General features: G+C 64.0%; 23 protein-coding genes. 14 read left to right on the top strand and 9 right to left on the bottom strand.

Annotation, left to right across the window (positions count from 1 at the left end; all coding sequences use genetic code 11):
- Positions 1–8: 8 nt before the first annotated feature.
- Both CYJ07_RS11585 and CYJ07_RS11580 read left to right on the top strand, forming a co-directional pair.
- Positions 9–740 (top strand): hypothetical protein, encoded by a 732-nt coding sequence (locus CYJ07_RS11585; protein WP_104203858.1) that lies wholly within the window; start codon positions 9–11, stop codon positions 738–740.
- A gap of 17 nt (positions 741–757) precedes the next feature.
- Complete coding sequence (locus CYJ07_RS11580; protein ID WP_197038337.1) at positions 758–1,372, top strand: exopolysaccharide biosynthesis protein; 615 nt, start codon at positions 758–760, stop codon at positions 1,370–1,372.
- Between the two features lie 28 nt (positions 1,373–1,400).
- Here CYJ07_RS11580 and CYJ07_RS11575 read toward each other — a convergent pair whose 3' ends face one another.
- A complete protein-coding gene (locus CYJ07_RS11575; protein WP_231489619.1) occupies positions 1,401–1,970 on the bottom strand; it encodes an SCO family protein in 570 nt (189 codons plus the stop codon).
- An 80-nt stretch (positions 1,971–2,050) separates the two neighbouring features.
- Positions 2,051–2,935, bottom strand: coding sequence for a cytochrome c oxidase assembly protein (locus CYJ07_RS11570; RefSeq protein ID WP_104203856.1), 885 nt, complete (start codon positions 2,933–2,935; stop codon positions 2,051–2,053).
- Positions 2,936–3,326: 391 nt separating this feature from the next.
- On the opposite strand from CYJ07_RS11570, the gene coxB reads away from it, so the two are divergent.
- From coxB to CYJ07_RS11540, 6 genes are read left to right on the top strand one after another with little or no spacing between them, the layout of a single operon-like run.
- A complete protein-coding gene (gene coxB / locus CYJ07_RS11565) occupies positions 3,327–4,340 on the top strand; it encodes a cytochrome c oxidase subunit II (protein WP_104203855.1) in 1,014 nt (337 codons plus the stop codon).
- Positions 4,337–6,247: a cytochrome c oxidase subunit I gene (gene ctaD, locus CYJ07_RS11560; protein ID WP_104203854.1), complete on the top strand. Its 1,911-nt coding sequence runs from the start codon at positions 4,337–4,339 to the stop codon at positions 6,245–6,247. Before coxB ends, ctaD begins: the two co-directional genes overlap by 4 nt.
- Positions 6,247–6,855 carry a cytochrome c oxidase subunit 3 gene (locus tag CYJ07_RS11555; protein ID WP_197038336.1) on the top strand — a complete coding sequence of 203 codons (609 nt, stop codon included), beginning with the start codon at positions 6,247–6,249 and terminating at the stop codon, positions 6,853–6,855. The genes ctaD and CYJ07_RS11555 overlap by 1 nt, the downstream gene beginning before the upstream one ends.
- Positions 6,845–7,213, top strand: coding sequence for a hypothetical protein (locus CYJ07_RS11550; protein WP_104203852.1), 369 nt, complete (start codon positions 6,845–6,847; stop codon positions 7,211–7,213). Before CYJ07_RS11555 ends, CYJ07_RS11550 begins: the two co-directional genes overlap by 11 nt.
- Complete coding sequence (locus CYJ07_RS11545) at positions 7,210–7,572, top strand: c-type cytochrome (protein ID WP_104203851.1); 363 nt, start codon at positions 7,210–7,212, stop codon at positions 7,570–7,572. Before CYJ07_RS11550 ends, CYJ07_RS11545 begins: the two co-directional genes overlap by 4 nt.
- Positions 7,569–8,465: a c-type cytochrome gene (locus CYJ07_RS11540; RefSeq protein ID WP_104203850.1), complete on the top strand. Its 897-nt coding sequence runs from the start codon at positions 7,569–7,571 to the stop codon at positions 8,463–8,465. The genes CYJ07_RS11545 and CYJ07_RS11540 overlap by 4 nt, the downstream gene beginning before the upstream one ends.
- Before the next feature lie 56 nt (positions 8,466–8,521).
- On the opposite strand, the gene blaOXA is transcribed toward CYJ07_RS11540, so the two are convergent.
- A complete protein-coding gene (gene blaOXA, locus CYJ07_RS11535) occupies positions 8,522–9,355 on the bottom strand; it encodes a class D beta-lactamase (RefSeq protein WP_104203849.1) in 834 nt (277 codons plus the stop codon).
- 128 nt (positions 9,356–9,483) lie between these two features.
- Here blaOXA and CYJ07_RS11530 point away from each other — a divergent pair, with 128 nt between their 5' ends.
- A complete protein-coding gene (locus CYJ07_RS11530) occupies positions 9,484–10,383 on the top strand; it encodes a LysR family transcriptional regulator (protein ID WP_104203848.1) in 900 nt (299 codons plus the stop codon).
- Positions 10,384–10,419: 36 nt separating this feature from the next.
- Here CYJ07_RS11530 and CYJ07_RS11525 read toward each other — a convergent pair whose 3' ends face one another.
- Positions 10,420–11,052: an SDR family oxidoreductase gene (locus tag CYJ07_RS11525; protein ID WP_104203847.1), complete on the bottom strand. Its 633-nt coding sequence runs from the start codon at positions 11,050–11,052 to the stop codon at positions 10,420–10,422.
- A 159-nt stretch (positions 11,053–11,211) separates the two neighbouring features.
- Between CYJ07_RS11525 and arfB the strand changes: the two genes are divergently transcribed.
- Positions 11,212–11,625 (top strand): alternative ribosome rescue aminoacyl-tRNA hydrolase ArfB, encoded by a 414-nt coding sequence (gene arfB / locus CYJ07_RS11520; protein ID WP_104203846.1) that lies wholly within the window; start codon positions 11,212–11,214, stop codon positions 11,623–11,625.
- Positions 11,626–11,677: 52 nt separating this feature from the next.
- A complete protein-coding gene (locus CYJ07_RS11515) occupies positions 11,678–12,682 on the top strand; it encodes an ion transporter (RefSeq protein ID WP_104203845.1) in 1,005 nt (334 codons plus the stop codon).
- Between the two features lie 16 nt (positions 12,683–12,698).
- On the opposite strand, the gene CYJ07_RS11510 is transcribed toward CYJ07_RS11515, so the two are convergent.
- Positions 12,699–13,742, bottom strand: coding sequence for a proline racemase family protein (locus tag CYJ07_RS11510; RefSeq protein ID WP_104203844.1), 1,044 nt, complete (start codon positions 13,740–13,742; stop codon positions 12,699–12,701).
- A complete protein-coding gene (locus CYJ07_RS11505; protein WP_104203986.1) occupies positions 13,739–14,875 on the bottom strand; it encodes a zinc-binding dehydrogenase in 1,137 nt (378 codons plus the stop codon). Before CYJ07_RS11505 ends, CYJ07_RS11510 begins: the two co-directional genes overlap by 4 nt.
- A 563-nt stretch (positions 14,876–15,438) precedes the next feature.
- Between CYJ07_RS11505 and CYJ07_RS11500 the strand changes: the two genes are divergently transcribed.
- A complete protein-coding gene (locus CYJ07_RS11500; protein ID WP_104203843.1) occupies positions 15,439–16,395 on the top strand; it encodes a diacylglycerol/lipid kinase family protein in 957 nt (318 codons plus the stop codon).
- A gap of 9 nt (positions 16,396–16,404) precedes the next feature.
- On the opposite strand, the gene CYJ07_RS11495 is transcribed toward CYJ07_RS11500, so the two are convergent.
- Together CYJ07_RS11495 and CYJ07_RS11490 are read right to left on the bottom strand one after the other, a co-directional pair.
- Positions 16,405–16,890, bottom strand: a complete 486-nt coding sequence (locus CYJ07_RS11495) for a metallophosphoesterase family protein (protein ID WP_422666962.1) — start codon at positions 16,888–16,890, stop codon at positions 16,405–16,407.
- 238 nt (positions 16,891–17,128) lie between these two features.
- On the bottom strand, positions 17,129–17,551 hold the full coding sequence (locus CYJ07_RS11490) for a CBS domain-containing protein (protein ID WP_104203841.1): 423 nt from the start codon (positions 17,549–17,551) through the stop codon (positions 17,129–17,131).
- A gap of 240 nt (positions 17,552–17,791) precedes the next feature.
- Between CYJ07_RS11490 and CYJ07_RS11485 the strand changes: the two genes are divergently transcribed.
- Positions 17,792–19,363 carry an alpha/beta fold hydrolase gene (locus tag CYJ07_RS11485; RefSeq protein WP_231489618.1) on the top strand — a complete coding sequence of 524 codons (1,572 nt, stop codon included), beginning with the start codon at positions 17,792–17,794 and terminating at the stop codon, positions 19,361–19,363.
- A gap of 36 nt (positions 19,364–19,399) precedes the next feature.
- Here the strand turns inward: CYJ07_RS11485 and CYJ07_RS20305 are convergent, their stop codons facing one another.
- Positions 19,400–19,546 (bottom strand): hypothetical protein, encoded by a 147-nt coding sequence (locus tag CYJ07_RS20305; RefSeq protein WP_156085494.1) that lies wholly within the window; start codon positions 19,544–19,546, stop codon positions 19,400–19,402.
- A gap of 508 nt (positions 19,547–20,054) precedes the next feature.
- Between CYJ07_RS20305 and CYJ07_RS11480 the strand changes: the two genes are divergently transcribed.
- The gene (locus CYJ07_RS11480; RefSeq protein WP_104203840.1) at positions 20,055–23,621 is read left to right on the top strand and encodes a S41 family peptidase; all 3,567 of its coding nucleotides are present in this window, start codon (positions 20,055–20,057) and stop codon (positions 23,619–23,621) included.
- The last annotated feature ends 3 nt before the right edge of the window (positions 23,622–23,624 follow it).

Genomic DNA, 23,624 nt, shown 5'->3' with positions numbered 1-23,624 from the left:
GGAAGCTTATGCTTTTGCAGATTTTAAGCATCAGTATTCTCATGCTTAGCCATATCTATGCGGGGAAACTCCGGTACCTGAGCCATATTCCCAGAAGTGCCTGGCTGTCGCTGGGTGGCGGCATCTCCGTCTCCTACGTCTTCCTGCATATTTTTCCGGAACTCGAGCAGGCGCAGCAGCACCTGGCGGAGCAGGCCGCACTGGCATTCATAGAAAGTCACGCCTACCTGGTCGCCCTTCTGGGACTAGTGCTCTTCTATGGGCTCGAGCACAAGATCAAGACAAGAGAGCCCCAGCCCTCCGAGGGCAAGAGCAAGGGGGTCTCCGGCACCCAGACTGGCATTTCTCTGTTCTGGCTGCATATCGGCAGTTTCTCGCTTTATAACGCGCTGATCGGCTACTTACTGGTCTACCGGGACAGCACGGTTCTGGAAACCCTGTTTTTCGTTGTCGCCATGGCGTTTCATTTCCTGATGAACGACCACAGTCTGTACTACCATCATCGAGATGCTTACTTGAGATACGGTAGATGGATACTCTCGTTATTCATCGGTCTGGGCTGGGTCGTTGGCTTGAGCTTTCAAATCAGTGAAGCGGCGACAAGCGTGCTGTTCGCCTTTCTGGCGGGGGGTATCATCCTCAACGTGCTGAAGGAAGAATTGCCGGAAGAACGTCAGAGTCGCGTCTGGCCGTTTGCCTTGGGGGCCACGCTGTATTCCGTTTTACTTTTGACCAGCTGATGAGCAAGGAGGCGAAAATGGGCCAGCCAAATGCGGGCCAGTTACATGAGCCTCATAACCTCGAGCAGATGTTGGATCGGTTCAAGCAAGCCGAGCGTGACGAAAAAACCGACCAGGTAAGTCTCGGCGATGTGCTTCACGAAGTAGGCCGCCGATCCTTCGCTCCTTTGCTCCTGGTTCCCGGCATCATCACCCTGCTTCCTGTCGTTGGAGATATTCCCGGCGTCCCCACGCTGATGGCGCTGTTGGTATTACTGGTCGCCGTACAGCTTCTGTTTCGAGCGCAACATTTCTGGATACCCAATTTTCTGTTGGAACGCTCCGTCTCCAAGGGGAAGCTCGACAAGGCGGTAAGCTGGAGCCGACGACCCGCTCGCTTCCTGGATAAGTTCCTCAAGCCGCGACTGGCGTTTCTGACACATGGTTCGGGTATCGTCGCCGTTGCCCTTGCCTGCATCGTCATTGCTCTGGCCATGCCACCCATGGAGGTGGTGCCTTTTACCGCCAACGGTGCCGGCCTGGCCCTCACGCTTTTCGGTCTGTCCCTCATGGCCCACGACGGTCTTCTGGCAGCGGTGGCGTTTGCCCTGACATTGGCCACACTGATTTTCGTCTATCTGGGCATCTTCTAATTCATTCCGAGCCGCCGCTCGCCACGTCCTAGCCACTGGCCAGGAGCCGGCGCAGGTCGCTAAGCACGGCCTCTCTTTCATCGTCCTGGCGAATCAGCAGTTGCGCTTCACCGCTACGGTCGAAGGCGAAGATCGCGCTGGGATGGGAGACCATGTAGTGCCCTTCGCTATCCTTCTCTCCATAACCGTACGTCACGCGATAGCGGCGCGTCAGGGCATTCAGCTCATCCTTGCTGCCGGTAAGGCCGACGAACTCGGGGCCGAAATTGGTGGTGTAATCGCGCAGGGTCTCGGGATCGTCGCGGGCCGGATCGACCGAGACGAACAGAACCTGCAGATCGTCACGCGCTTCTTCATCGAGCTCGCCCATGATCGAATCGAGATGGGCCATCGTGGCCGGACAGACATCATGGCAGTGAGTGAACCCGAAGAAGAGCAGCGTCGCATCGCCGCGAAAGTCCTGCGCATCGACCGCTTCCCCCGACTCGCTCGTGAGCTGGAATTCCAGCGGCGGCATGAGGTCGGAGATGTCCTTGGTCTGCCAGCCGGGATCGGAACAGCCGGACAACAGCGCACCGAGCGTGAACCATCCCCCCACTAGCGCTCCTTTCGACAGGAGGCCCGCCGGGAAGCGCGAGTGGCGTCGTCTCATCGTGCCTGCTGCGTTCATCATGGACCTCATGGCTGTGGCATTCCCCGTTCATGTTCTGCTTTGGCTTTGCTTGCGCCACCCTTGTCCGCGTCGCCCTTGTCGGAAAGAATGTAGCGAATCACGATCAGCACGCCGATCACGCTCATCATCGATGCCGGTATCCAGGTGATCAAGCCGCCGAGCTGCTGGTCGGTCAGTGGCGCGATGGGCCAGGCGCGACCACAGACGGCATAGACGTCGAACAGCACGCTTTCACTGAAAGTGAGGTAGGCCCCCAACAGGATCTGTGGTGGTATCACCACCAGCAGCGCCAGAACGCGCGCCCCGTACCCCAGCCCGCCCTGATCCGGCGTGCGCGGATCGAGCACCAGCCACCAGAACAGCAGGCCATCGAGCAGCATGCTCCAGTTCATGATCTGGTAGCGCTGATGACTGAGCATTGCATCGAAGTGGACCTCGGGAATGAGCCAGAAATAGATCAACCCGACGAACAGCAGCGGGGCGATCGCTGGATGCTGCAGCAGGCGGTACAACGGTGACAGGATCCTTCCCGCCACGGCTCGCCCCGGGAGGTTGGTGATTCGACTCGGCATTCCAGCGGCCAGCACCGGCAGCGGCGCAGCCAGGGCAACGAGAAACGGTGCCGCGTGATGGAGGACCAGGTGCTGGGCGCGATGGGTGAAGAACATATATTGCGACAGATAGTCGTAGTGGGTCTGTGTGACCGCGTAAACCCCGCCGACGCCCAGCAGGAAGGCGAGCGGACGCCAGAAGCCCGGCGCCTGGCCCCGGCTCCGCAGCCGCTTCAGGCCGCGCAGGTAACAGCCGGCCGCGGCCAGGCAGACGATGACCCAAGCGGGCGAGAACTCCCAGGGCAGCAGGTAGGCGCCGACTCGCTCCAACTCAAGCATGGCTCCTCCTCGGACGTGGCGGTAGCCGACCGCCTGGATGCCTGGCTCTGAACATAGCGAGCCTGCCAGCATAGCGAACATGCCCTGCCGGAGAACACCGGAGTCGGCAAGATCGCACACCGCGACCGGCAGGCCCCGCCTGAGCGTGACGATTTGCGTGAAATGTGAAGTTCGACAACGAAGCCTCCATCACGCTGCGCAGAGAAGAGAATCCTGGTCTAGGTTGAAAGCCGGCAGGCTCGTGAACGAGCCGATTCAGGCCCAAGGCCGGTTCTGATGTATCGCTAGGCGGTACGTCGCGATCCCTGCGGGGCTAGCCTGGCTACCGAACGCTGCAAGGGATGCGCCGCCGTCGGTTTTCGCGCGCATCATGCAAGGGACTGTTCCTGCCATGACCTCAAGGAAGCACGACCGGACGACACTACTGATCGGGGCCACCACCCCGCTACTGGCCGCCTGCGAAGGGCCGCAGTCGGCCCTCGACCCGGCAGGTTCGGCGGCCGAACTGATCGCCAGGCTGTGGTGGCCGACGCTGTTCGTCGCCGTCCTCGTCACGCTGCTGGTGCTCGCGCTGCTGGCAGTGGCCATCTTCCGCGCTCACAAGCGCAACGCCGCCCTGCCGCTGAGCGCCCGCCAGAGCCGCAACCTGGTGATCGCCGGCGGCATCATCCTGCCGCTGGCGGCCACGATTCCCTTCGCTCTGTCGAGCTTTTCCATCGGACGCACGATCGATGCCCCGCTCCCCGACAATGCGATGACCGTGGAAGTCATTGGCAAGCTGTGGTGGTGGGAGGTCCACTACCTGGACGAGGCGGGAGACCGTATCGCCACCACCGCCAACGAGATTCATATTCCCGTCGGCGAGCCGGTTCGCTTCCTGCTCAAGTCAGACAATGTCATCCATAGCTTTTGGGTGCCCAACCTGCAGGGCAAGACCGACATGATACCGGGGCGTACCAACGTTACTTCGATGACGGCGAACGAACCGGGGGTCTATCGCGGCCAGTGCGCGGAGTACTGCGGTACGCAGCATGCCCTGATGGCGTTCCTGCTCGTGGCCGAAGAGCCGGAAGCGTTCGACGACTGGCTTGCCGGCCAGCGCCAGCCTGCGGCGGCGCCGGAGACGGATGCGCAGGCACGCGGGCACGACGTGTTTCTCGACGCCGGATGCGCCGCTTGCCATACGATCCGTGGCACTCCTGCCAATGGCGAGATCGGGCCCGACCTGACCCATATCGCCAGTCGCCGTACGCTGGCCGGCGCCACGGTGCCCAACCGTACCGGACACCTCGGTGGCTGGATCACGGACCCGCAGCACGTCAAGCCGGGCAACAAGATGCCGCCGAGCGAACTGACGCCAGAGGAGCTCAAGACACTGCTCGGTTACCTGGAGAGTCTGGAATGACGATCGAGACACACGCCGGCCCTCGCGACGTGATCGATTCGCCGGAGGAAACCGCGCAGCTGGAGCGTACCTGGCACTCTCCCGGCGGGTTCATAGGCTGGTTCACCCACGTCAACCAGCGCATGATCGGCAAGCGCTTCATCATCACCGCCTTCATCTTCTTCCTGCTGGCGGGCATTCTCGGCATCGTGATCCGCCTGCAGCTCGCGGCACCCGAACAGCAGCTGATCGGGCCGGAACTCTACAACCAGTTCTTCACCATGCACGGCACGGTGATGATGTTCTTCTTCGCCATTCCGGTGATGGAGGGCTTCGCCATCTACTTCGTGCCGCTGATGATCGGCACGCGCGACATGGCCTTTCCCCGGCTCAACGCCTTCGGCTATTACGTCTATCTCATCGGCGGGATCGTGCTGTTCGGTTCGCTGCTGCTGAGCATGGCGCCCAACGCCGGGTGGTTCAACTACGTGCCGCTGTCGGGCAAGCTCTATTCACCCGGCTACGGCGTCGACGTCTGGACCACCATGATCACCTTCATCGAGGTCTCGGCGCTGACCGCGGCGGTGGAGCTGATCGTCACCACGCTGAGGATGCGCGCGCCGGGCATGTCGCTGAACCGCATGCCGCTGTTCGTCTGGGCGGCGCTGGTGATGTCGTTCATGATCGTGTTCGCCATGCCGGCGGTGATCGTCAGCAGTACGCTGCTGATCCTCGACCGGCTGATGGACACCCAGTTCTTCGTCGTCGCGGGCGGCGGCGAGCCTCTGTTGTGGCAGCATCTGTTCTGGTATTTCGGCCACCCCGAGGTGTATATCATCCTGGTGCCCGCGCTGGGCATGATCTCGACGATCATCATCACCTTCACCCGCCGCCCGATCTACGGCTATACGGCGCTGGTATTGTCGGTGGTGGCCATCGGCTTCGTCAGCTTCGGCCTATGGGTACACCACATGTTCACCACCGGCCTCCCCCAGCTCGGCATGAGCTTCTTCACCGCAGCGAGCGCCACCATCGCGATCCCCAGCGGAGTGCAGATATTCTGCTGGATCGCCTCGCTGTGGGGCGCCAAGATCCGTTTCCATACACCGATGCTGTGGGTGTTGGGATTCTTCGCGATCTTTGTCATCGGCGGCCTCACCGGCGTCATGGTGGCCTCCATTCCGTTCGATACCCAGGTGCACGACACCTTCTTCCTGGTCGCGCATTTCCATTATGTATTGATCGGCGGGGCCGTGTTCCCGCTGATCGGCGCGACCTACTACTGGTGGCCCAAGATCACTGGTCGAATGATGAGCGAGGCAGCGGGCAAATGGAGCTTCTGGCTGGCCTTCATCGGTTTCAACGTGACCTTCTTCCCCATGCACCAGTTGGGGCTCGAGGGCATGCCACGCCGCATCTACACCTATGCCACCGAGATGGGTTGGGGCGATCTCAACCTGCTGGCGACGATCGGCGCCCTGGTACTGGCCACGGGTTTCGGCGTTACGCTGATCAATGCCATCTGGAGTCTGTTTCGCGGGCAGCAGGCCGAGCCTAATCCCTGGGGGGCGCCGACCCTCGAGTGGGCGACGGACTCGCCACCCGCCTTCTACAATTTTCGTCACATTCCCGTGGTGGCGAGCCGCTGGCCGCTTTGGGACTGGGAGAGGGACGGCGAGCGTGCCGTCGTGACAGGATTGCGCAACGACCGCCGGGAGGTGGTGCTCACCAGCGTTCTGGATGCCAAACCCGTCGGCGTGCAGGTGCTGCCCGCACCGACCATCTGGCCGTTCGTCTCGGCGGTGGCCGCCTCCATCGGCTTCGTCGGCATCATCTTCCATCCGATCTTCTTCGTGATCGCGTTCTTTCTGGTTTTCTTCAGCCTGGTGGCCTGGTTCTGGCCTCGCCGGCCATGGAGGGAGGACTGATGAGAGTGTTACAAGGCATCGATGTCGCGGACATGACTCGCTTCAACCCGGACCGGCGGGCGCCGCTATGGTGGGGCATTCTCGGCCTGATCACGATCGAGTCGGCGGTGGTGCTGACGTTCTGCGTCAGCTACATGTACCTGGCGGCCTACGCCGAAGCCTGGCCGCCGAGCGGCGAGGCCCCGCCCCTGCTGTGGCCCAGCATCAACCTTGCGCTGCTGATGACGAGCGCTCTCACCATGTTCTTGGCCGGCCAGGCCATCAACCGTGGCAACCAGCGTGGACTGGCCCTCGGCGTCACCACCAGCGTGCTGCTGGCCACGACGGTACTGGTGCTGCGCACGCTGGAACTCATGGCCTATGAGTTCAGCTGGAAGGATCACGCCTATGGCTCGATCGTGTGGGCCATCTCGGTATTCCACTATGTTCACGTGACCTCGATCGTGGTGGGGAGCGCGGTGGTCGCCATCCTCGCCTGGCGTCGGTATTTCACTTCACAACGACAGATCGGCGTCGTGGTCGATACCAATTACTGGTACTTCGTCTGTATCGCCTGGATTCCCTTCTACCTGCTGCTGTTCTGGGGGCCCCGCGTGTATGGACAATGAGCTGGACAAGGGCGTGCTGCGCCACCCCCTGCTGCTATGGACCGGTTGGCTGGTCGGCCCCGCCGCCTGGGCGCTGCACCTGATGGGCAGTTACTTGTTGATATCCCGGGCCTGCGAAACCGGGGCCATGTGGACGCTGCATGGCATGACGCTGGTCACCCTGCTGATGGCCCTGGTCGGCGTCGCGGTGGCCTGGCGCCAGTGGGATAGAGCCGGGCGGCGCTGGCCGGGTTCCGGGGACGGCAAGGTGTCACGGATACGCTTCATGGCGGTCATGGGGTGGCTCATCAGTGCTCTGTCGGCGCTGCTCATCGTGGCCGAAGGGGTTCCCAACTTTTTCCTGAGTCCCTGCCTATGACGGCAAGAACCGCATTACTCTTGCTGCTGTTGCTGTTCCTTGCTACCGGTTGCAGCAGTGGCGAAGCCGAGCCGCCCCCGGGCGATCCGGAAAAGGGTCGGGAGGCGATTCGCGAGTACGGCTGCGGCAGCTGCCATGTCATTCCCGGCATTCCGGGGGCTGACGGCCAAACGGGACCGTCGCTCGAGCGCATCGCCAAGCGCGTCTACCTGGCGGGGGTACTGCCCAACACGCCTGACGACATGGCGCGCTGGATTCGCGAACCGGAAGCGGTCGACCCGCGCACGGCGATGCCGAACATGGGCGTCAGCGAAAGCGACGCACGAGATATCACCGCCTACCTGTACACACTGAAATGAATAATCAGGATCGCCAAGATTCAGTCCAGAAGATCCGCAAGCGGATCGAGATCCATGTCGGCATAGCCATCGCGGCGCTGGTCGTCGCCATGGGAGTAGGCGCGGCCGGCTTCGTCTATTGGGGCGCGTACAACGTCTCGGCGCTGCAGCAGCATACCGAGCCCGTTTTCACCATCCTCAACCTGGCGCTGGACCGCTCCATACGCCAGCGGGCCGAGGAGATCGAGCCACCGTCGTTGACTCCGGACATGGCCGAGCAGGGCCGGCTTATCTACCAGCGCAAGTGCGTGCAGTGCCATGGCGCGCCCGGGGTGGGCCGCGACGACGTAGGCAAGGGCATGACGCCGGTGCCGCCCAACCTGGCGCATACGGCAAAAACCAAGGACGCCGCCGAGATCTTCTGGCCCATCAAGCACGGCATCAAGATGACCGGCATGCCGAGCTGGCAGTTCAAGTTCACCGACGATCAGATCTGGGACATCGTCGCCTTCATCACGCAGATGCCCGAAATGTCCCCGGCCGATTACCGGACGATGGGTGGTGGCGAGGAGCGCGAACCGACTCGCGACGTAACGACCGCGAGCGCTCCCGCTCCGGCACGTGCCGCCGCGGTGCCCGACCCCGAGCGGGGTAAGCTGGCGCTGTACGGCTATGCCTGCATCGCCTGTCACAGGATTCCGGGCACGGTCGGGCCGCATGCCGACGTCGGCCCGCCGCTCGAAGGCATCGGCGGGCGTCGCTATATTGCCGGGGTACTGCCCAATACCTTCGACAACATGGTGCAGTGGCTTCGCCATCCCACCGAAGTCGACCCGCTCACGGCCATGCCGGACCTGGATGTGACGCAGCAGGACGCCATGGATATGGCGTCCTACCTCGAGACGCTGGAGTAGAAGCGAAGCGCGACTCCCGGCCAACCCGAAGCGCTCGGCCGGGAGTCGCGCGACGATCATGCCTCGGGCGGCAGCGCCTCGAGGGTGCGCAGCGCCTCACTGACGATTTGTTGGCGCTTGGGCAGATCGGCCAGGCGGTTGGGCGTATCCATGTTGAGGGCGAAGAACACCGGGCCGGTCGGCCGCTCGACCCAGCCCACCCACCAGCCGAGCTGGCCGCTCCAGCCGGTCTTGCCGCGCAGAATCCAATCGCTGCCGGCGGCGGTGATCATCAAGTCCTTGACCAGCCGCTGGTCGGCCTCGTCGAACGGCAGCTCGTTGCGATAGAGCCGCTCGAGAAATTCGATCTGCTCCTCGGCGGAGATCGCCAGCATGCCTTCTTCCAGCCAAAAGTGCTCCAGTTCTTCACCGATGTCGGCGTTGCCGTAGTCGATCGCCTCCAGGTAGCGGCGTTCGTTCTCCTCACCCAGTTCCCGAGCGAACTGTTGATAGAGCCACACTACCGAGTTGCGCATGCCCGAGCGCAGGTCGTGGTCGCCGTTCCACTGGGGAAAATCGCGCTCGACGCCATCCCAGGGGAAAACCTGGAATTCATCCTCCACCACGCCGGCATCCAGGACGAAGAGGGTATGGGGGATCTTGAAGGTCGAGGCCGGCACGAAGCGCTCCCGGGCGCGCTCTTCGTCGTGTACCAGGACGCCCTGGCCGCCTTCGCGCTTGTCGACCACCAGCAGGGTGCCGCTGGCCTCGTTGGCGCGAAAAATCTCGCGCCAGTCGGCGCGCTCCTGCCAGTCCTCGGCCGCAGCGCTCAGAGGTACGAGGGCCAGCAGCGCGGCACCGGCCAGCGCTCCTTGCCACAAGGATTTCAGCCTCAAGGATTTTAGGGTCATGGTTCCATCCGTTCGTCTTGGGTTGTCGTGATTGGGGTAAGCGACGCGTCGGATGGGAGATTAGCGGTACGCTGCCGGGGCTCACAAACCATGTTATCTTGGCCGAGCCATTAACTGAGTTAGGGCTTATGACCCGACCCTACCTGCCGCTCAACGCCCTGCGTGCCTTCGAGGCCTCGGCCCGCCATCTGAGCTTCACGCGCGCCGCCGATGAGCTGAACGTGACCCAGGCGGCGATTTCCCACCAGGTCAAGCTGCTGGAGCAACGCCTCGACGTGGTGCTGTTCAAGCGCCTGCCCCGCGGGCTGATGATCACGACCGAAGGCGAGGCGCTACTGCCGATACTGCGCGACGCCTTCGATCGGATCGCGGACATGCTGGAGCGTCTCGAAGGCGGCCAGGTCCGGGACATTCTCAACGTGGGCACGGTCGGCACCTTCGCGGTGGGCTGGCTGCTGCCGCGCCTGGCGCGCTTCCAGGCCGAGCACCCGCTGATCGAGATTCGCCTGTCGACACATAACAACCGGATCGACCAGGCCACCGAGGGGCTGGACTACACGATTCGATTCGGCGATGGCGCCTGGCACGGCCTAGAGGCGACCCGTCTGTTTCAGGCGCCCCTGTCGGCGCTGTGTGCACCGCACATCGCCAACCGGCTGCGCACCCCGGCGGACCTCATGCACCATACCCTGCTGCGCTCCTACCGCGAGAACGAATGGACGCAATGGTTCACCGCAGCCGGCGTGGCGCGCCCGCCGGCGCGGACGCATGCCATCGTCTTCGATTCCTCGCTGGCGATGATGGAAGCGGCCACTCAGGGGGCCGGGGTCGCACTGGCACCGCCGCGCATGTTCGCTCGCCAGCTCGGCGAAGGGCTCGTCGTGCAGCCCTTCGATATCTACGCCTCGCTCGGCAGCTATTGGCTCACGCGACTTAAATCGCGTCCTCCGACGCCGACCATGCAGTCCTTTCACGACTGGCTGCTGTCGGAAATACAGTTGGCCTATGGCGATACCGCCCAAGGCTGACCCACGTCGCACCGCCACCGGCTGCGAGGGAGCAACCTAGCGGAGCGCTTCGGCGATCGGCCGTTCGCCGTCGAGCAGCACGAATTCGCGATTGAGGAGGTCGCGCGACTGCACCAGATGCCGCAGCGCATAGGCGACATTGGCACGCGATACGCTGTTCTCGCCGCCGGTCTCCGTCAGCGAAGTGGCGACCTGCTGGCTGGCGGGTCCATCGATCAATCGTCCCGGCTTGAGGATCACGTGGGGTACCGCCGAAGCGCGCAGGTGGGCATCGGCGGCATATTTCGCGGCCATGTAGGGGCGCAGCTTTTCGGGCGCCTCGAGCGGATTCTCGGCGCGCATGGCGCTGACCATCAGGAAGCGCGACAGGCCGCGCTCGCAGGCCAGGTCGATGGCACGGATGGCACCGAAGAGATCGATCATCAGGGTCTTGTCGGGGCCGGTATGCGGCCCCGAACCGGCGGTGAAGATAACCTGGTCGCAGCCGTCGAAGGCGTGGCGCAGCTCGCCTTCGAGATCGGCGACCACCGTGCCGATGCCGCGCTCTTCGAACCAGTCTCGCTGGCCGGAATCGCGGATCATCGCTCGGATGGGCAGGGCCGCCGTTTCGGCCAGTTCGCAGAACTGCCGGCCTATCTGGCCGTTGGCGCCGATTACCAGTGTGGTCATGAGCCCCTCGCTGCAGTGAGACGGTCGGGATAAAGTCGTGGGAAATCGCTCAACAGCCTAGCTCACGCCTGCGCGTGCCTCCAAGCATGGGCGCCCCGCGGGTCGGCTGTGCTAGCCTGTCGCTGCCTGAATGAATCCATCACGTTGCACGAGGCCGATATGCTGCGCATCTCCAACAACGTGGAACTGCCCGACCACGAGATCGAGATCAGCCAGATCCGCGCCCAGGGGGCGGGCGGCCAGAACGTCAACAAGGTGGCCTCCGCGGTGCACCTGCGCTTCGACATTCCCAACTCCAGCCTGCCGCCCTTCTACAAGGAGCGGCTACTGACGCTGCGCGATCAGCGCATCAGCAAGGAGGGGATCGTAGTGATCAAGGCGCAGAGTCACCGCACCCTGGAACTCAACCGCGAGGACGCCCTGCAGCGTCTGAAGGCACTGATCCAGGAAGCGGCGAAGACGCGCAAGGCACGCAAGCCCACCAAGCCGACCCGCTCTTCGCAGCGCAAGCGCGTGGATCGCAAGACGCAGAAGGGACAGACCAAGGCCATGCGCGGCAAGGTGAAGATCTAAATAACGGGCGGCTGCTAGGCTAAGGAGACGTATGCCGAACCGGGAAGAGTCAATGCCATCGCCGAAAGTCTCACGCACCCTGCCCCCTGGCCTGGAGCGCCTGCATCTCGCGTGGGATCTGCTGGTAATCGTGCTGGTAATGGCCAACCTGGCGCTGCTGCTGTTCGATAGCCTGTTCCTGCTGCCGCCCCTCAACGACGCCTTCGCCGCCCTGGCACCGGGCCTGCACGCTACCTACGATCGCTATGTGCACGACAATTTCATCGCCATCGATCTGGCGTTCGTCGCGGTCTTCGTGCTCGACGTGCTGCTGGGGTGGGCGGCGGCGATCGCCGAGCGGCGCTATCATCGCTGGTTCTTCTATCCTTTTGTGCACTGGTACGACGTGCTGGGCTGCATCCCGCTGAGCGGTTTTCGCCTGCTGCGCGTGCTGCGCGTCTTCTCGCTGCTCTTCCGGTTGCAGCGCCTGGGCCTGATCGACGTCCGCCGCTGGCAGCTCTACGCGATCTACGCCAAGTACTACGACATCCTGATGGAGGAACTCTCCGATCGCGTGGCGATTCGCCTGCTCGGCAACATGCAGGAGCAGATCCGTTCCGGCGACTCACTCTCGACCCGGGTCATCGATCGAGTGGTGATGCCGCGCAAGCAGCAGTTGGTCCAGGAGATCACCACCCGCCTGGAGGAGATGGCCGGCAGCGCCTATGAGCGCAACCGCGACGACGCGATGCGCTACGTCAGCGCGTTGGTCGGTCGCACCGTGGCGGACAGCCAGGAGATGCGGCGCCTGAGGCGCCTACCCATGGGCGAGCTGGTCTCGCGCGGGATGGAATCGAGCCTCGCCGAACTGGCCTGTCGGCTGGTCAACGAAGCGATGGCGGGTCTGCGCTCACCGGAGTTCAAGGCGCTGCTGGAGCGCCTCACCGAGAGCGGCTTCGATACCTGGGTGCAGGTCGACAAGCACACCGATCGGGTGACCGAACAGGTGCTCGTCGATATGCTCGAGCTGGTCAAGGAGCAGATCGCCGTCAAGCAGTGGCGACGGCGCTACGACTGAGCCGCAAGGACCATGCTTACGGATGTCTGCTGCTGAGGATATGGTGCACCCCGCCGCAGTCGACCATCGGGTCTTCGCAGTTGACCACGATCTCCGAGCGGGCGAGCACGTAGCTCTTGCCAGTGATGGTATTCTCCACCACCTGGTGCCCACCGCCGGCCTCGCGCACCTCGATGAACTCACCGATGAAGCCCGTCTCGCGCAGCGAGATGGTTTCCAGCTTGTCGCCCGGCTTGATGGAGCCCTCGTACTGCATCAGCGCCAGCCGCGCCGAAGTGCCGGTACCGGTGGTGCTGCGGCAGATCACGCCCGGGTGGACGTAGGTCGCCGAACGCGAGCGGTAGAAGTCGTCGGCCACCTGCTCAACCGGGCCCATGAAATGCAAGAACGGCAGCGGCCCCACGTCGCCCAGGGTGTAGTGCGAGAAACCGCTGTGAGCCTGGATCGCCTCGACGATGCGGAACGCGCACTCGGACAGCGCCCGCTCCTCCTCGCGCTTGAGCGAAAAACCCAGCTCGGCGGCGTCGACCAGAGCGTAGAAACCGCCGCTGTAGGCGATGCTGTAGGTCACGTCGCCCACGGCGGGCACGTGGATACGCGCCCGGTGGGTGTCGATGTAGCTCGGCAGGCCGCCGCAGGTGATCGCCTCGACCACCCCGTTCTCCACCCTGGCCTCGATCTGCACCAGTCCGGCGGGCGATTCGAGAGTGAAGCGCTGAAGGCCCTCTTGCTTGGGAACCAGGCCGGTTTCGAGCAGCGCCGTGGCGGTACAGATGGTATTAGAGCCGGAATAGACCGGATAACCCATCACTTCCATGATGATGTAGCCCATCTGCGCCTTGGGGTCGCAGGCCGGCACGATCAGGTCCACCGACATTTCGGGGATGCCATAGGGCTCGTTGAGCAACAGCCGGCGCAGACCGTCGGCGTCGTTCTCCAGGTATTCCATCTGCTCCCGCACGGTACCGCCGGGCAGCGGGTCGATGCCGCCGATCACGATACGGCTGACATCGCCGCCGGCATGGGTGTCGAGCAGTTGCAGGGTGAGTTCGTGGCTCATGCGTTTTCCTTCAGCGCGTAGGGCGCCCCGTGCTCAGCCCACTGGGCGTCGGGCACGACGACGATCTTGCCCAGGAAGTTGCTGCCGCGGTTGACGAAATAACGCTCCGCCCGGTGCAGCTCGGAGAGCTTGAAGGCGGCGTGCAGCACCGGCTTCAGTTGGCCGCCGCGAATCCACTCGACCAGTTGCTCGGCCTCCTCGCGAGTGCCGTGGGAAACGCCGAAGATCTGCACCTGGTAGAGGTAGATGCGCGTCCACATGATCTCGCTGACGTTGCCGCCGCTGGCTCCGGCGATGGAGAGCCGCGGATAGGTGGTGCGGGCCTTCATGTCCTGGATCATGGTGTCGATGAACAGATCGGTCATCTCGCCGCCGACCAGGTCCAGCACCGCGTCGATCGGTGCGCCGCCGGTGGCTTCGAGCACGCGCTCGACGAAGGTCGGCAGGTCGCCGCGGTCGATCACCGCCTCGGCGCCCAGCTCGAGCAGCGCATCCGCCTTGTCGGGCTGGCTTACCGCGTAGGGAATCGCGCCCACCACACGGCACAACTGGATCAACGCGGTACCCACACCGCCGCTGGCGCCGCTGACCAGTACCCGCTCGCCCGCCGCGACCCTGGCCGAAGTCATCATGTGGTAAGCGGTCTGATAGGAGCACATGCCCATCGCGGCCAGCTCGGCGTCGGCGAGTTCCGGATTGGGCACATGGTGGAACTGATCCGACGGCACGGCGATGTACTCGGCAAAGCCGCCGTCGGCACCGTGGCCATAATAGTCGGGGGTCAGGTTGATGTCGCGGCGCGCGTCGGGGTAGAGATTGAAATCGAGCAGGCCGCGCTCGCCGATGCGCGAGGCATCCACGCCTTCACCGACCGCCACCACACGGCCCGCCACATCGGCGCCCTGGATGCGCGGAAAGGTCAGGGTCGGCTCACCGCCCATGGCGAAGGACGTGACATCGCCCTTATCCTTGGTCGGATAGAGCCCTTCGCGGGCCTTGCGGTCGGTGTTGTTCTTGGCCGTGGCGGTGACCCGTACCAGCACCTCGCCCTTCCCCGGGCGGGGCGTGGCGACGTCTTCGCGGTACACCAGCTTGTCGATGTCGCCGTGTCCGGTCAGCAGCATGGCTGCCATGGTATCCGGAACGTTGGGTGCGTTGGCTGCAGGCACGTGCTCCTCCTTGCTCGGTTCTCGTCGGTCGGTTGTCGCCCCGACACGACGACGCGCGGGGCAGGAAGCGCTGGCGGATCGGATACCCCCTTCCATTCACGACCTGCCATTGCCAGACAATGACATGCCCGAAGCCGCACGCATGGCGTGCCAACGAGGGAGTCATTGCGAAATGGGGTAGCGAAAGGAGATGGAGGGCAGCCTGGTCCGGCGAGTCACTGTATCGATGATTGAAGCATGCTCGAGACGGGGCTGCATACCGTTGATCATTGGGTATTTTTTCTGTTTTTGGCGGCTGCGACTGGGGGTTCTTTCTTCTCGCGGGAAAAGCCCGGCCGCGATCGGGTCGGCTGCGCGCACGATGACACCTTCCAGATCGGGCGGCTACCTACGCAGGCGTCTGGCGGTACGCTTCGTTCGCCCGAGCATAGCGCTCGATAGCTCGCTATCCTTAGGAGCAGTAACCGCCCGGCTAATGGGTAGAGGAGAGAGGACCGAAAGGAGTCCGTACAGGTGAGGGAGACACCATGAATTATTGGCTGATCGTCAATGACGCCGCCGGCGATGGCCGCCGGGGAGAGCGTTTTTGGCGAGAGCACCTGGAGGCGGCCGGCCTCGAGCATCTGCGAGTGGGCTATCTCGCCGACACCGACTGGGAGCGGGAGGTCGAGCCCGGCGACAGGGTGCTAGTGGCCGGCGGCGACGGCTCGGTCGGGCGGGCGGCCACGGTCTGTATCGAGCGCGATGCCACCCTGGCCGTTCTGCCTTCCGGCACGGCGAACGACTTCGCGCGCAACCTGGCCCTGCCGGAGGACCCGGCGGCACTGTGCCATCTGGCAGTGTCCGACCATACCGCCAGCGTCGATGTGGCCTGGATCAACGGTCGGCTGTATCTCAATGTCGCCCATATCGGGCTCGGCACCATGCCCGCCCGCGAGGCCACGCATGAGCGCAAGCAGCGCCTGGGACGCTTCAGTTACCTCGTTACCCTGGCGCAACGGGCCAAACTGCAGCGCGGCTTTTCCGGGCGTATTGAGTGCGACGGTCAGACCGTCGAGGGCCACTGGTTGACCATCGCCATCGCTTCGGGCGCCTACTTCGGCGGCGGCCATCACATCGCCGAAGCCCGCATCGACGATGGCCGGCTGGATGTGCTGGCGGTACGGCACCGCTCCTGGTTCAGAGTGCTGCTGGCGTTTCTCGTCACACGCCTGATGGGGCATACGCCGCGTCATGACGATACTCTGGTGCACCTTCAGTCTTCCCAGTGCCATATCCAGCTGCGCCAGGACCGTACCTTGACTGCCGATGGCGAAACGCTGGGGCGCATGAGCAACGTCTCCGCCTTTACCCGCCGAGGCGTGCTGCGGGTCGTCTGCAATCCCCTCGCCGCGTCCCAGCTAGCCACACTGCACCCGGCCGAAGACCGAGCGCCTGGGTACGATGCTCCCATGGTGCGTCCGGGCCACGGCCAAGAGCCCTGAGGTGTGCCGCTAGGCGTTGGGCAAGTGCAAAATGGCGCCCCGCAGACCGCTCGCATCGGCCCACAGCTTGCCCAGGGTGATCGGCAGGTGGAACCGACGCTTGCCGGCGGCGCCCGGGTTGAACAACAGCCGTTCGCGGCGCCATTCGTTGCGCGGCTTGTGCGAATGCCCGTGCAGCACGGCATCGCACGTCGTATCCGGATCGAAATCGGCCAGGTCGTGCACCAGGTGCAGGCGCCAGCCGTTGACCACGAGATCGCACGTCGCGGGCAGCGATACTGCCCAGGCGGCTCTGTCGATGTTGCCCCGTACCGCGTGCAGTGGTGCCAGGTCGGAGAGACGCGTCAGGATGGCCTCATGTTCCGGCTTGTGGCCCACATCGCCGAGATGGAGAATCAGCGCGCAGTCCGAAAGCAGGCACAAGGCCTCGTCGCGCAGCAGACCATGGGTATCGGAGATCACCCCGATGGGTGCGGAGATAGGGTAGTTCGACAATGTCAGCGGCTTCCTTGGCATGCTCCGAGTCAAGCTCGCAGGTCCCATGAGGACCCGAACCAATGGCCGCCTGAGGTTGGCAGCGTCGGATCGACCTGAAACAAAGCTGGGGCATCGTCATGTTGGACGATGCCCCGTTCCTCAGCGCGGCGCGGCGTCGGTATCGCCAGGGACGCTACCGACGAGCCGTCGCTTGGCGCCTCTTCTCACTCTGGCGTCTTTCTGCGGCGTCGTTTCCTCAGTGGTAATGCTTGCTGCAGTTGGCGATCTCGCGCGCCATCTCGTCGTCCTCGCAGCGGTCAGCGATGTCGCTGAGTGTCACCACGCCGACGAGATCCTTGTCGTTCTGGTTGTTGAGCACCACCAGGCGCTGCACGTGCTGCTGCTGCATATTACGCAGCACGTCCTTCACGTCCTGATCCTCGAAGGCGTACAGCACTTCCGTGGTGGCAATCGAGCTTGCCTTGTCGTCCGGATTCTTGCCTTCGGCAAGCGCACGAACCGCAAGGTCGCGATCCGTGATGGTGCCCATGATACGGTCGCCCTGAACCAGGGGCTCGAACCCGGAGTTGTCCTTGCGCATGCGCTCCGCCACTTCGCGAATGGAAGCATCGGCGCTGCAATAGTCGGGGCGCTTGGTCATCACTTCACGTACTTGCATAGCACACACTCCTGTTTTGGCCATGATGTGCGAAAAGAGCCGCACTGCTTCCTGCTTCTGCTTTGCATTGTCTTGCCTATGAAAAATAGCCACCTCAAGGGCAGGCATCAAAACGTACTCTGTCTTTGTTTATTGCGGTGAGTTAAGTCGAGTTACCCCGATTTGACGCCCTTCGGCCGAGTGCTAGCTTGACTAACGGAGCCCATCTCAACGCCATAACGACAAATGCTGGGGACGATCATGAAGAGAATGGATGCCATGGCCCGGCGCCTGCCGAGCGCCCTGCCGCTTGCCCTGCTCATCGGGTTCGCGGGATCGACACAGGCCCAGTCGAAAGAGGCCACGTCGACGCAGGAGATCCCACGCATCGAGTCGTCGGAATGCGCCACCGAGGTACTCACCGAGATGGGCGCCGAGTGTTACACCTTCCACGGCGAGGAGAACTGGAACGCGCCGAATGGCAACACCGTCAAGATACCGGTAGCGGTATTCGAGCCCGAGTCGGGCGAGGCGGAAGAAATTCCCGTGTTCTTCTTTCCCGGTGGCCCCGGCTACTCCTCGCTGGGCGAACGCGAATACATGGAGCAGCTGCGCAAGGATATCGGCGACCGCACCCTGGTCACCATGGACAACCGCGGCTTCATCCATGCCGAGCCGACGCTGGAGTGCACCGACTACGCCAAGGTGTCGCCGTACCACAACATCATCCACACCCCGGCGATCACCGCCTCGCTGGACCCCATGGAGCGCATGGAAGCCATTACCGGCGTGGTGGGCGACTGCTACCGCAAGCTGTTCGACGATGGCATCGACGTCTCGCAGTACAACGCGCATGCGGTCTCGCGCGATGTCGACGAGATTCGCCGCCTGCTCGACTACGACCAGATCGACGCCTTCGGCTCCTCGACCGGCAGCGGCACGGTGGTCTCGTTCATCCAGTACTACCCCGACAGCATTCGTGCCGCAATCCTCGGCTGGGCCTGGTACAACCACCTGCGCAACCGCGCGCCGGTGGACGAGTTCTACACGGCCAAGCAATCCTTCACCGATGCGTTGGCCCTGTGTGCGGCCGACGACGAGGCCTGCCGGGAGCTGGTGCCGAACTGGTTCCAGGCCGTCGACCGCGCGCGACGCACGTTGGACGGCAGGCCCTTCGTCACCCAGGTGGAAGAGGCCAATGGCGGCGAGACGACGCTCTACTTCGACGGCGCGGCCTTCCTCGATACGCTCTACTTGACGCTCGCTTCCGACTACGCCGAGTTGCCGAGCCTCGTCGCGGATATCGAAGCCGGCGATTACTCGCGCCTGCCCGACTTCTTCCGCATCGACGACTACGACCCCGAGCCCGAGGCGCCCAACTATGCGCTCGGCTATTTTCTCGCCCATGTATGCAACGACATGGGCAGCAACCGTCCCAGCGTGGCCGACTCCACCGCCGCCGTGGCCCGGGAACCGGCGGTGCTCGGCTTCGAGCCGCCGTGGCTGTGCGCCTGGTGGGGTGAAGACGGTGATGTACCCGCCGAGCACAACGACCCGCCCGTCGCCGAGACACCGGCCTTGGCGCTGCACGGCCAGATGGACCCGTGCTGTACGCCGCGCTGGAGCGAACACCTGAGTCGCACCATGCCCAATCTGCAGTATGTGGTTTTCCAGGGGCTCGGCCATAGCCCCGTGAACGAGTGCCGCTCGCAGATGGTCAACGCCTTCCTCGATGATCCGCTGGTCGAGGTCGACGACAGCTGCAAGAACGAGGTGGCGCTGGAGCCTTGGGTGATCGAGCCGCCTCACGGCGCGCAGGGTGGGGATACGTGATTTTCGGTTGCCGTTCGGAATGCAACGGCATGGCACTCAGGCCTGCCGACGGGCGCGCAGCAACCAGGCAGCGAGCGCCACGGCCAATCCGAACAGCGAACCTGAATAAGCGGCCAACCCAAGGCTGACGAGCAGCCCGGCGAACAGCGCCAGGCCGCCGACAGCTCGGCCAGCTTGTGCCACAGGTAGAGCTGCAGCCCCAGAGCACCGAGCATGCCATCGAGCGGCCCAGCCGCTGTCACTGCAGGAAGATTCGAACCGGTGTCTCGAGCAGCACCACCCACCGGCCTGTAGCCACATCACTCCCAGCAGGTCCAGGGTCGGCGGCGGCAAATTGACCGGTCCCCACCAGCCTGCCCGACTCGAAGCGGGGCAGCGTCGCCACCCAGCACCACCATCAGGAGCGCGAGAGTGCGAAGCGCATCGGGATAGGGGTCGCGCGCGTTGGCCATCTCTCCCTCCTTTCCCTGAGCGGATGGACGAAACGCCCGCCTGCGCCAGCAGCCTAGCCGACACCGCCTCGAGCAGCCAAGACACGGGGGGCCGTTCGATGCGCGATGGGTTTATTGCTACGTTGGGGAGGCATGGTGGGGAAGCATGGCATCGCTAGAGGATTGGTATGAGGAAGGCACTCACCCGACACGTTCGCGTGCGCCGAGTTGCAGTAGGCAGGCTCACGCTCTTGATATTTATGGTTGGCCTGCTGGCCAGTGTTCCGTTCGCCGCGCAGGCTCAGTCCGGCCAGGTCGGACTTCCCCGCTTCCCCTCGATCAGCCCCGACGGCTCGGAGCTCATCTTCAGTTGGCGCGGCGACCTCTGGCGCGCCTCGACCGAGGGCGGGCAGGCCGTGCGCCTGACGCGCCATGACCTGGACGACTTGCATTCAAGCTGGAGTCCCGATGGCGAGTGGATCGTGTTCGCCTCGATGCGTGACGGCTATCTCAACCTCTGGCGCATGCGCCGCGATGGCAGCGAGCTCACCCAACTCACCCATAGCGACCAGCATCTGCGCAACCCGGCCTACGGACTCGATGAACGGGGCGAGCCGGTGATCACCTTCTCCGGCATGCTGGTGGCCGACGTTTACCGCGACCAACGCCCCTACCGACTCTCGCCTGAAGGCGGCGAGTATCGTCGGCTCCATGATGCCTTCGGCTCCGAGCCTCAGCTCTCGCCCAACGGGCGGTACGTCGCGTTCACCCGGGGCGGGGCTTATCACGACTGGAACCGTCGCCATTATCGCGGGCCGGATGCGATGAACGTGTGGCTCTATGACCGCAAGAACGAGACCTTCGAACCGCTCACCGAGCGCGACGGTGACGACGGCAAGGCACGCTGGGTCGACGACGATACCCTACTGTTCATGTCCGACCGCGAGGATCGCACCGTCAATCTCTACCGCATGGAGCTCGCCGACGAGCGTCGCATCGAGCGGCTCACCGACTTCGATGAGCGCGACCTGCAGCACTTCGATGTCGCCCGCAACGGCAGCACCGCCGTGCTGCAGGTGTGGGACACCCTGATGACTCTGGATCTGGAAACCCCCAACGCCGAGCCCAAGGCCATCGCCCTGCGCGCCCCCGACGACGGGCGCGACATGAGTGCCCTGCGGCGTATCGATCGCGACGTCAGCGAAGCCGCCCTCAGTCCCGACGGCCAGACGATGGCATATATCGCCTACGGACGCGTCTACGTGCGCCATGTCGACGAGCAGAGCCCGACGTTGGCGGTAACGCCCGGCAGCCACGCGCGTCACGAAGACCTCGCCTGGTCCCCCGATGGCTTGCACCTCTATTTCGTCAACGACGCCGATGGCACCGAGTCGATCTACGAAGCACGCGTTGCCCTGACCCGCGACGAGGTTCGCCGCGCCCACGAACGCCAGCGCAGGCGCGGGCGATCCACATCACGGCGCTGGGACGGCGATTCCACCGTCTCGCTCACCGCGACCGATCCCCTCGTCGAATCCACCATCGACGAGGAGGAGCCCGACGCAGAAATGGACCCCGACATTCAGGTGCGGGGCGAAGAACCCGAGGATCCCTTCGCCCCGCAGGATCCCGGGCTGATGCTCGACCCCAGCCTGTTGCCGCTGCCGACCGAACCGACAGAGGTGCCCGAGCCCACTCCACCGCCCCAGCTCGAGGCCGACAGCATCCCCGAGGAGGAGTTGGAAGAGGAGCCGCCCGATGACGTCCCGGCGGAGCGCGACCCGACCCGCTGGCACGACGCGATCCAGTTCGAGGTCCGCCCGGTAGTGGCCAGCGAACACAACGACCGCGACGTCTCGCCATCACCGGATGGCCGCTCGCTGGCCTTCCGCCGCGGGCGCGGCGACCTGGTGATCCACGATCTGGAGAGCGAGGAGGAGCGTACGCTGGTTGAAGGCTGGGATAGCTTCCTGCACTGGCGCTGGTCGCCCGATAGCCGCTATATCACCTATTCGCAGAATGATCTCGACTTCAGCGCCAACATCTTCGTGGTACCGGCGAATGGTTCGGCGCAGCCGGTCAACATCACGCGCCATCCGCGCAACGACTTCAACCCGCGCTGGTCGGCCGACGGGCGCAAGCTCAGCTTCATCTCCAATCGCTCGGGTGAGAATTACGATCTCTACCGGGTCTACCTGGATCGGGAGCTAGAGACACTCACGCCACGCGAACTCTCCACTTACTATCGCGACGCCCGTGAAGCGGCACGCGGTACGGCACCGCTTCCGGTGGAGGGAAACGACGACACCGGGATGCCGGAGGAAGCCCCCGAGCTGGAGCTGGAGGACGCTTGGCGCCGCATCGAACCGATCACCGCCTCGCCGACCCATCACACCGGCAACGAGATGACCCCCGGTGGCGCTCGCTACGTCTTCAACGCCGGGAATGAAGGGCTCGTGGCGATGAACTGGGACGGCAGCCAGCGCACCCGCATCGCCCCGAGCGCAAACGTACAGCAGCTCAACCTCACCGGTGAGCAGGTTGTCTTCATCCGGGGCGGCCGGGTGGGAGTCGCTAACCTATCCGGCAACGGCTCGACACGCTACTTGGACATCAGCGACCGCATCCGTATCGACCGTCGCCAGCAGGCGCTGCAAAAGTTCCACGAGGCAGCGCGGGTGATCGGTGAGAATTTCTACCGCCAGGACATGAAGGGGCTGGACTGGCCGGAGGTGGTGGCGGAGTACGCCTCCCTGATTCGCCGCACCCGGACGCCCAGCGAGTTCAGCGATATCGCCAATCGCCTGATGGGGGAACTGGCGGCGTCGCACATGGGAGTCTCCAATCCCGGCCCGGTCTCGTCCCTGCGCGAGCCCTCGGGGCGGCTCGGCATCGAGTACCGGCGCATCGTATCGCGCAACGAGGGGCGAATCGGCTACCGCGTTACCGGCGTGTTGCCCCAGGGGCCGGCCACCCTCGGCCCCATGCCCCTGGAACCCGGCGATATCATCACCGAGATCGGTCTGCAGCCCTTCGAGGAGGGCGAGACGCTGCGACAGCGCCTGCGCGGTCAAGTGGACCAGGAACTGGTGGTCACTTTCGACCGCCCCGGACGCGACGGTTATACCGAATATCGCACCATTCTCACCACGGTGGACCTGACCGAGTACGCGCGACTCAAGTACGACGCCTTTCGCGAGCAGAGCCGGCGCCGTGTCGATGAGCTCTCCGATGGCCGGCTCGGCTATCTGCATATCCAGGCAATGAACCAGACGTCGCTGGAGGGCTTTCAGGGCGATCTATATGCCGCCGCCGAAGGCAAGGAAGGACTGATCATCGACGTGCGCAACAACGGCGGCGGCAACACCACGGACCGTATCCTGACCTCGATCATGGCGGGCGAGCACGCGTATACCGTCCCCGCCGGCGTCGATCCCGACAATACCGGTCATTACCCCCAGGATCGTCTCGACGCGCCGCGCTACACGCTTCCGGTCAACATGCTGGCCAACGAGAAGAGCTATTCCAATGCCGAGATCCTGGCTCATGCCTTCCGCACCTTGGGTCGCGGTCATCTCGTCGGCGAGCAGACCTACGGCGGGGTGATCTCCACCAATAGCCATACGCTGATCGACGGCGCCACTGTGCGGCGCCCTTTCCGCGGCTGGTACATGCCCGATGGTACCGACATGGAGCACAACGGAGCCATGCCCCATCTGCGGGTGGAGCAGACGCCGGAAGACGAGGTGGCCGATCGCGACCGGCAGCTTGAACGTGCGGTCGCCGACCTGCTCGAGAGGATCGAAAGCGAGGAGAACGAAGGCTAGGGA

The sequence above is a fragment of the Billgrantia saliphila genome (assembly GCF_002930105.1).
In the GTDB taxonomy this organism is placed as follows: Bacteria; Pseudomonadota; Gammaproteobacteria; order Pseudomonadales; family Halomonadaceae; genus Halomonas; species Halomonas saliphila.
Note: the sequence above shows the minus strand (reverse complement) of the source record. Positions and strands in the feature narration are given on the sequence as shown.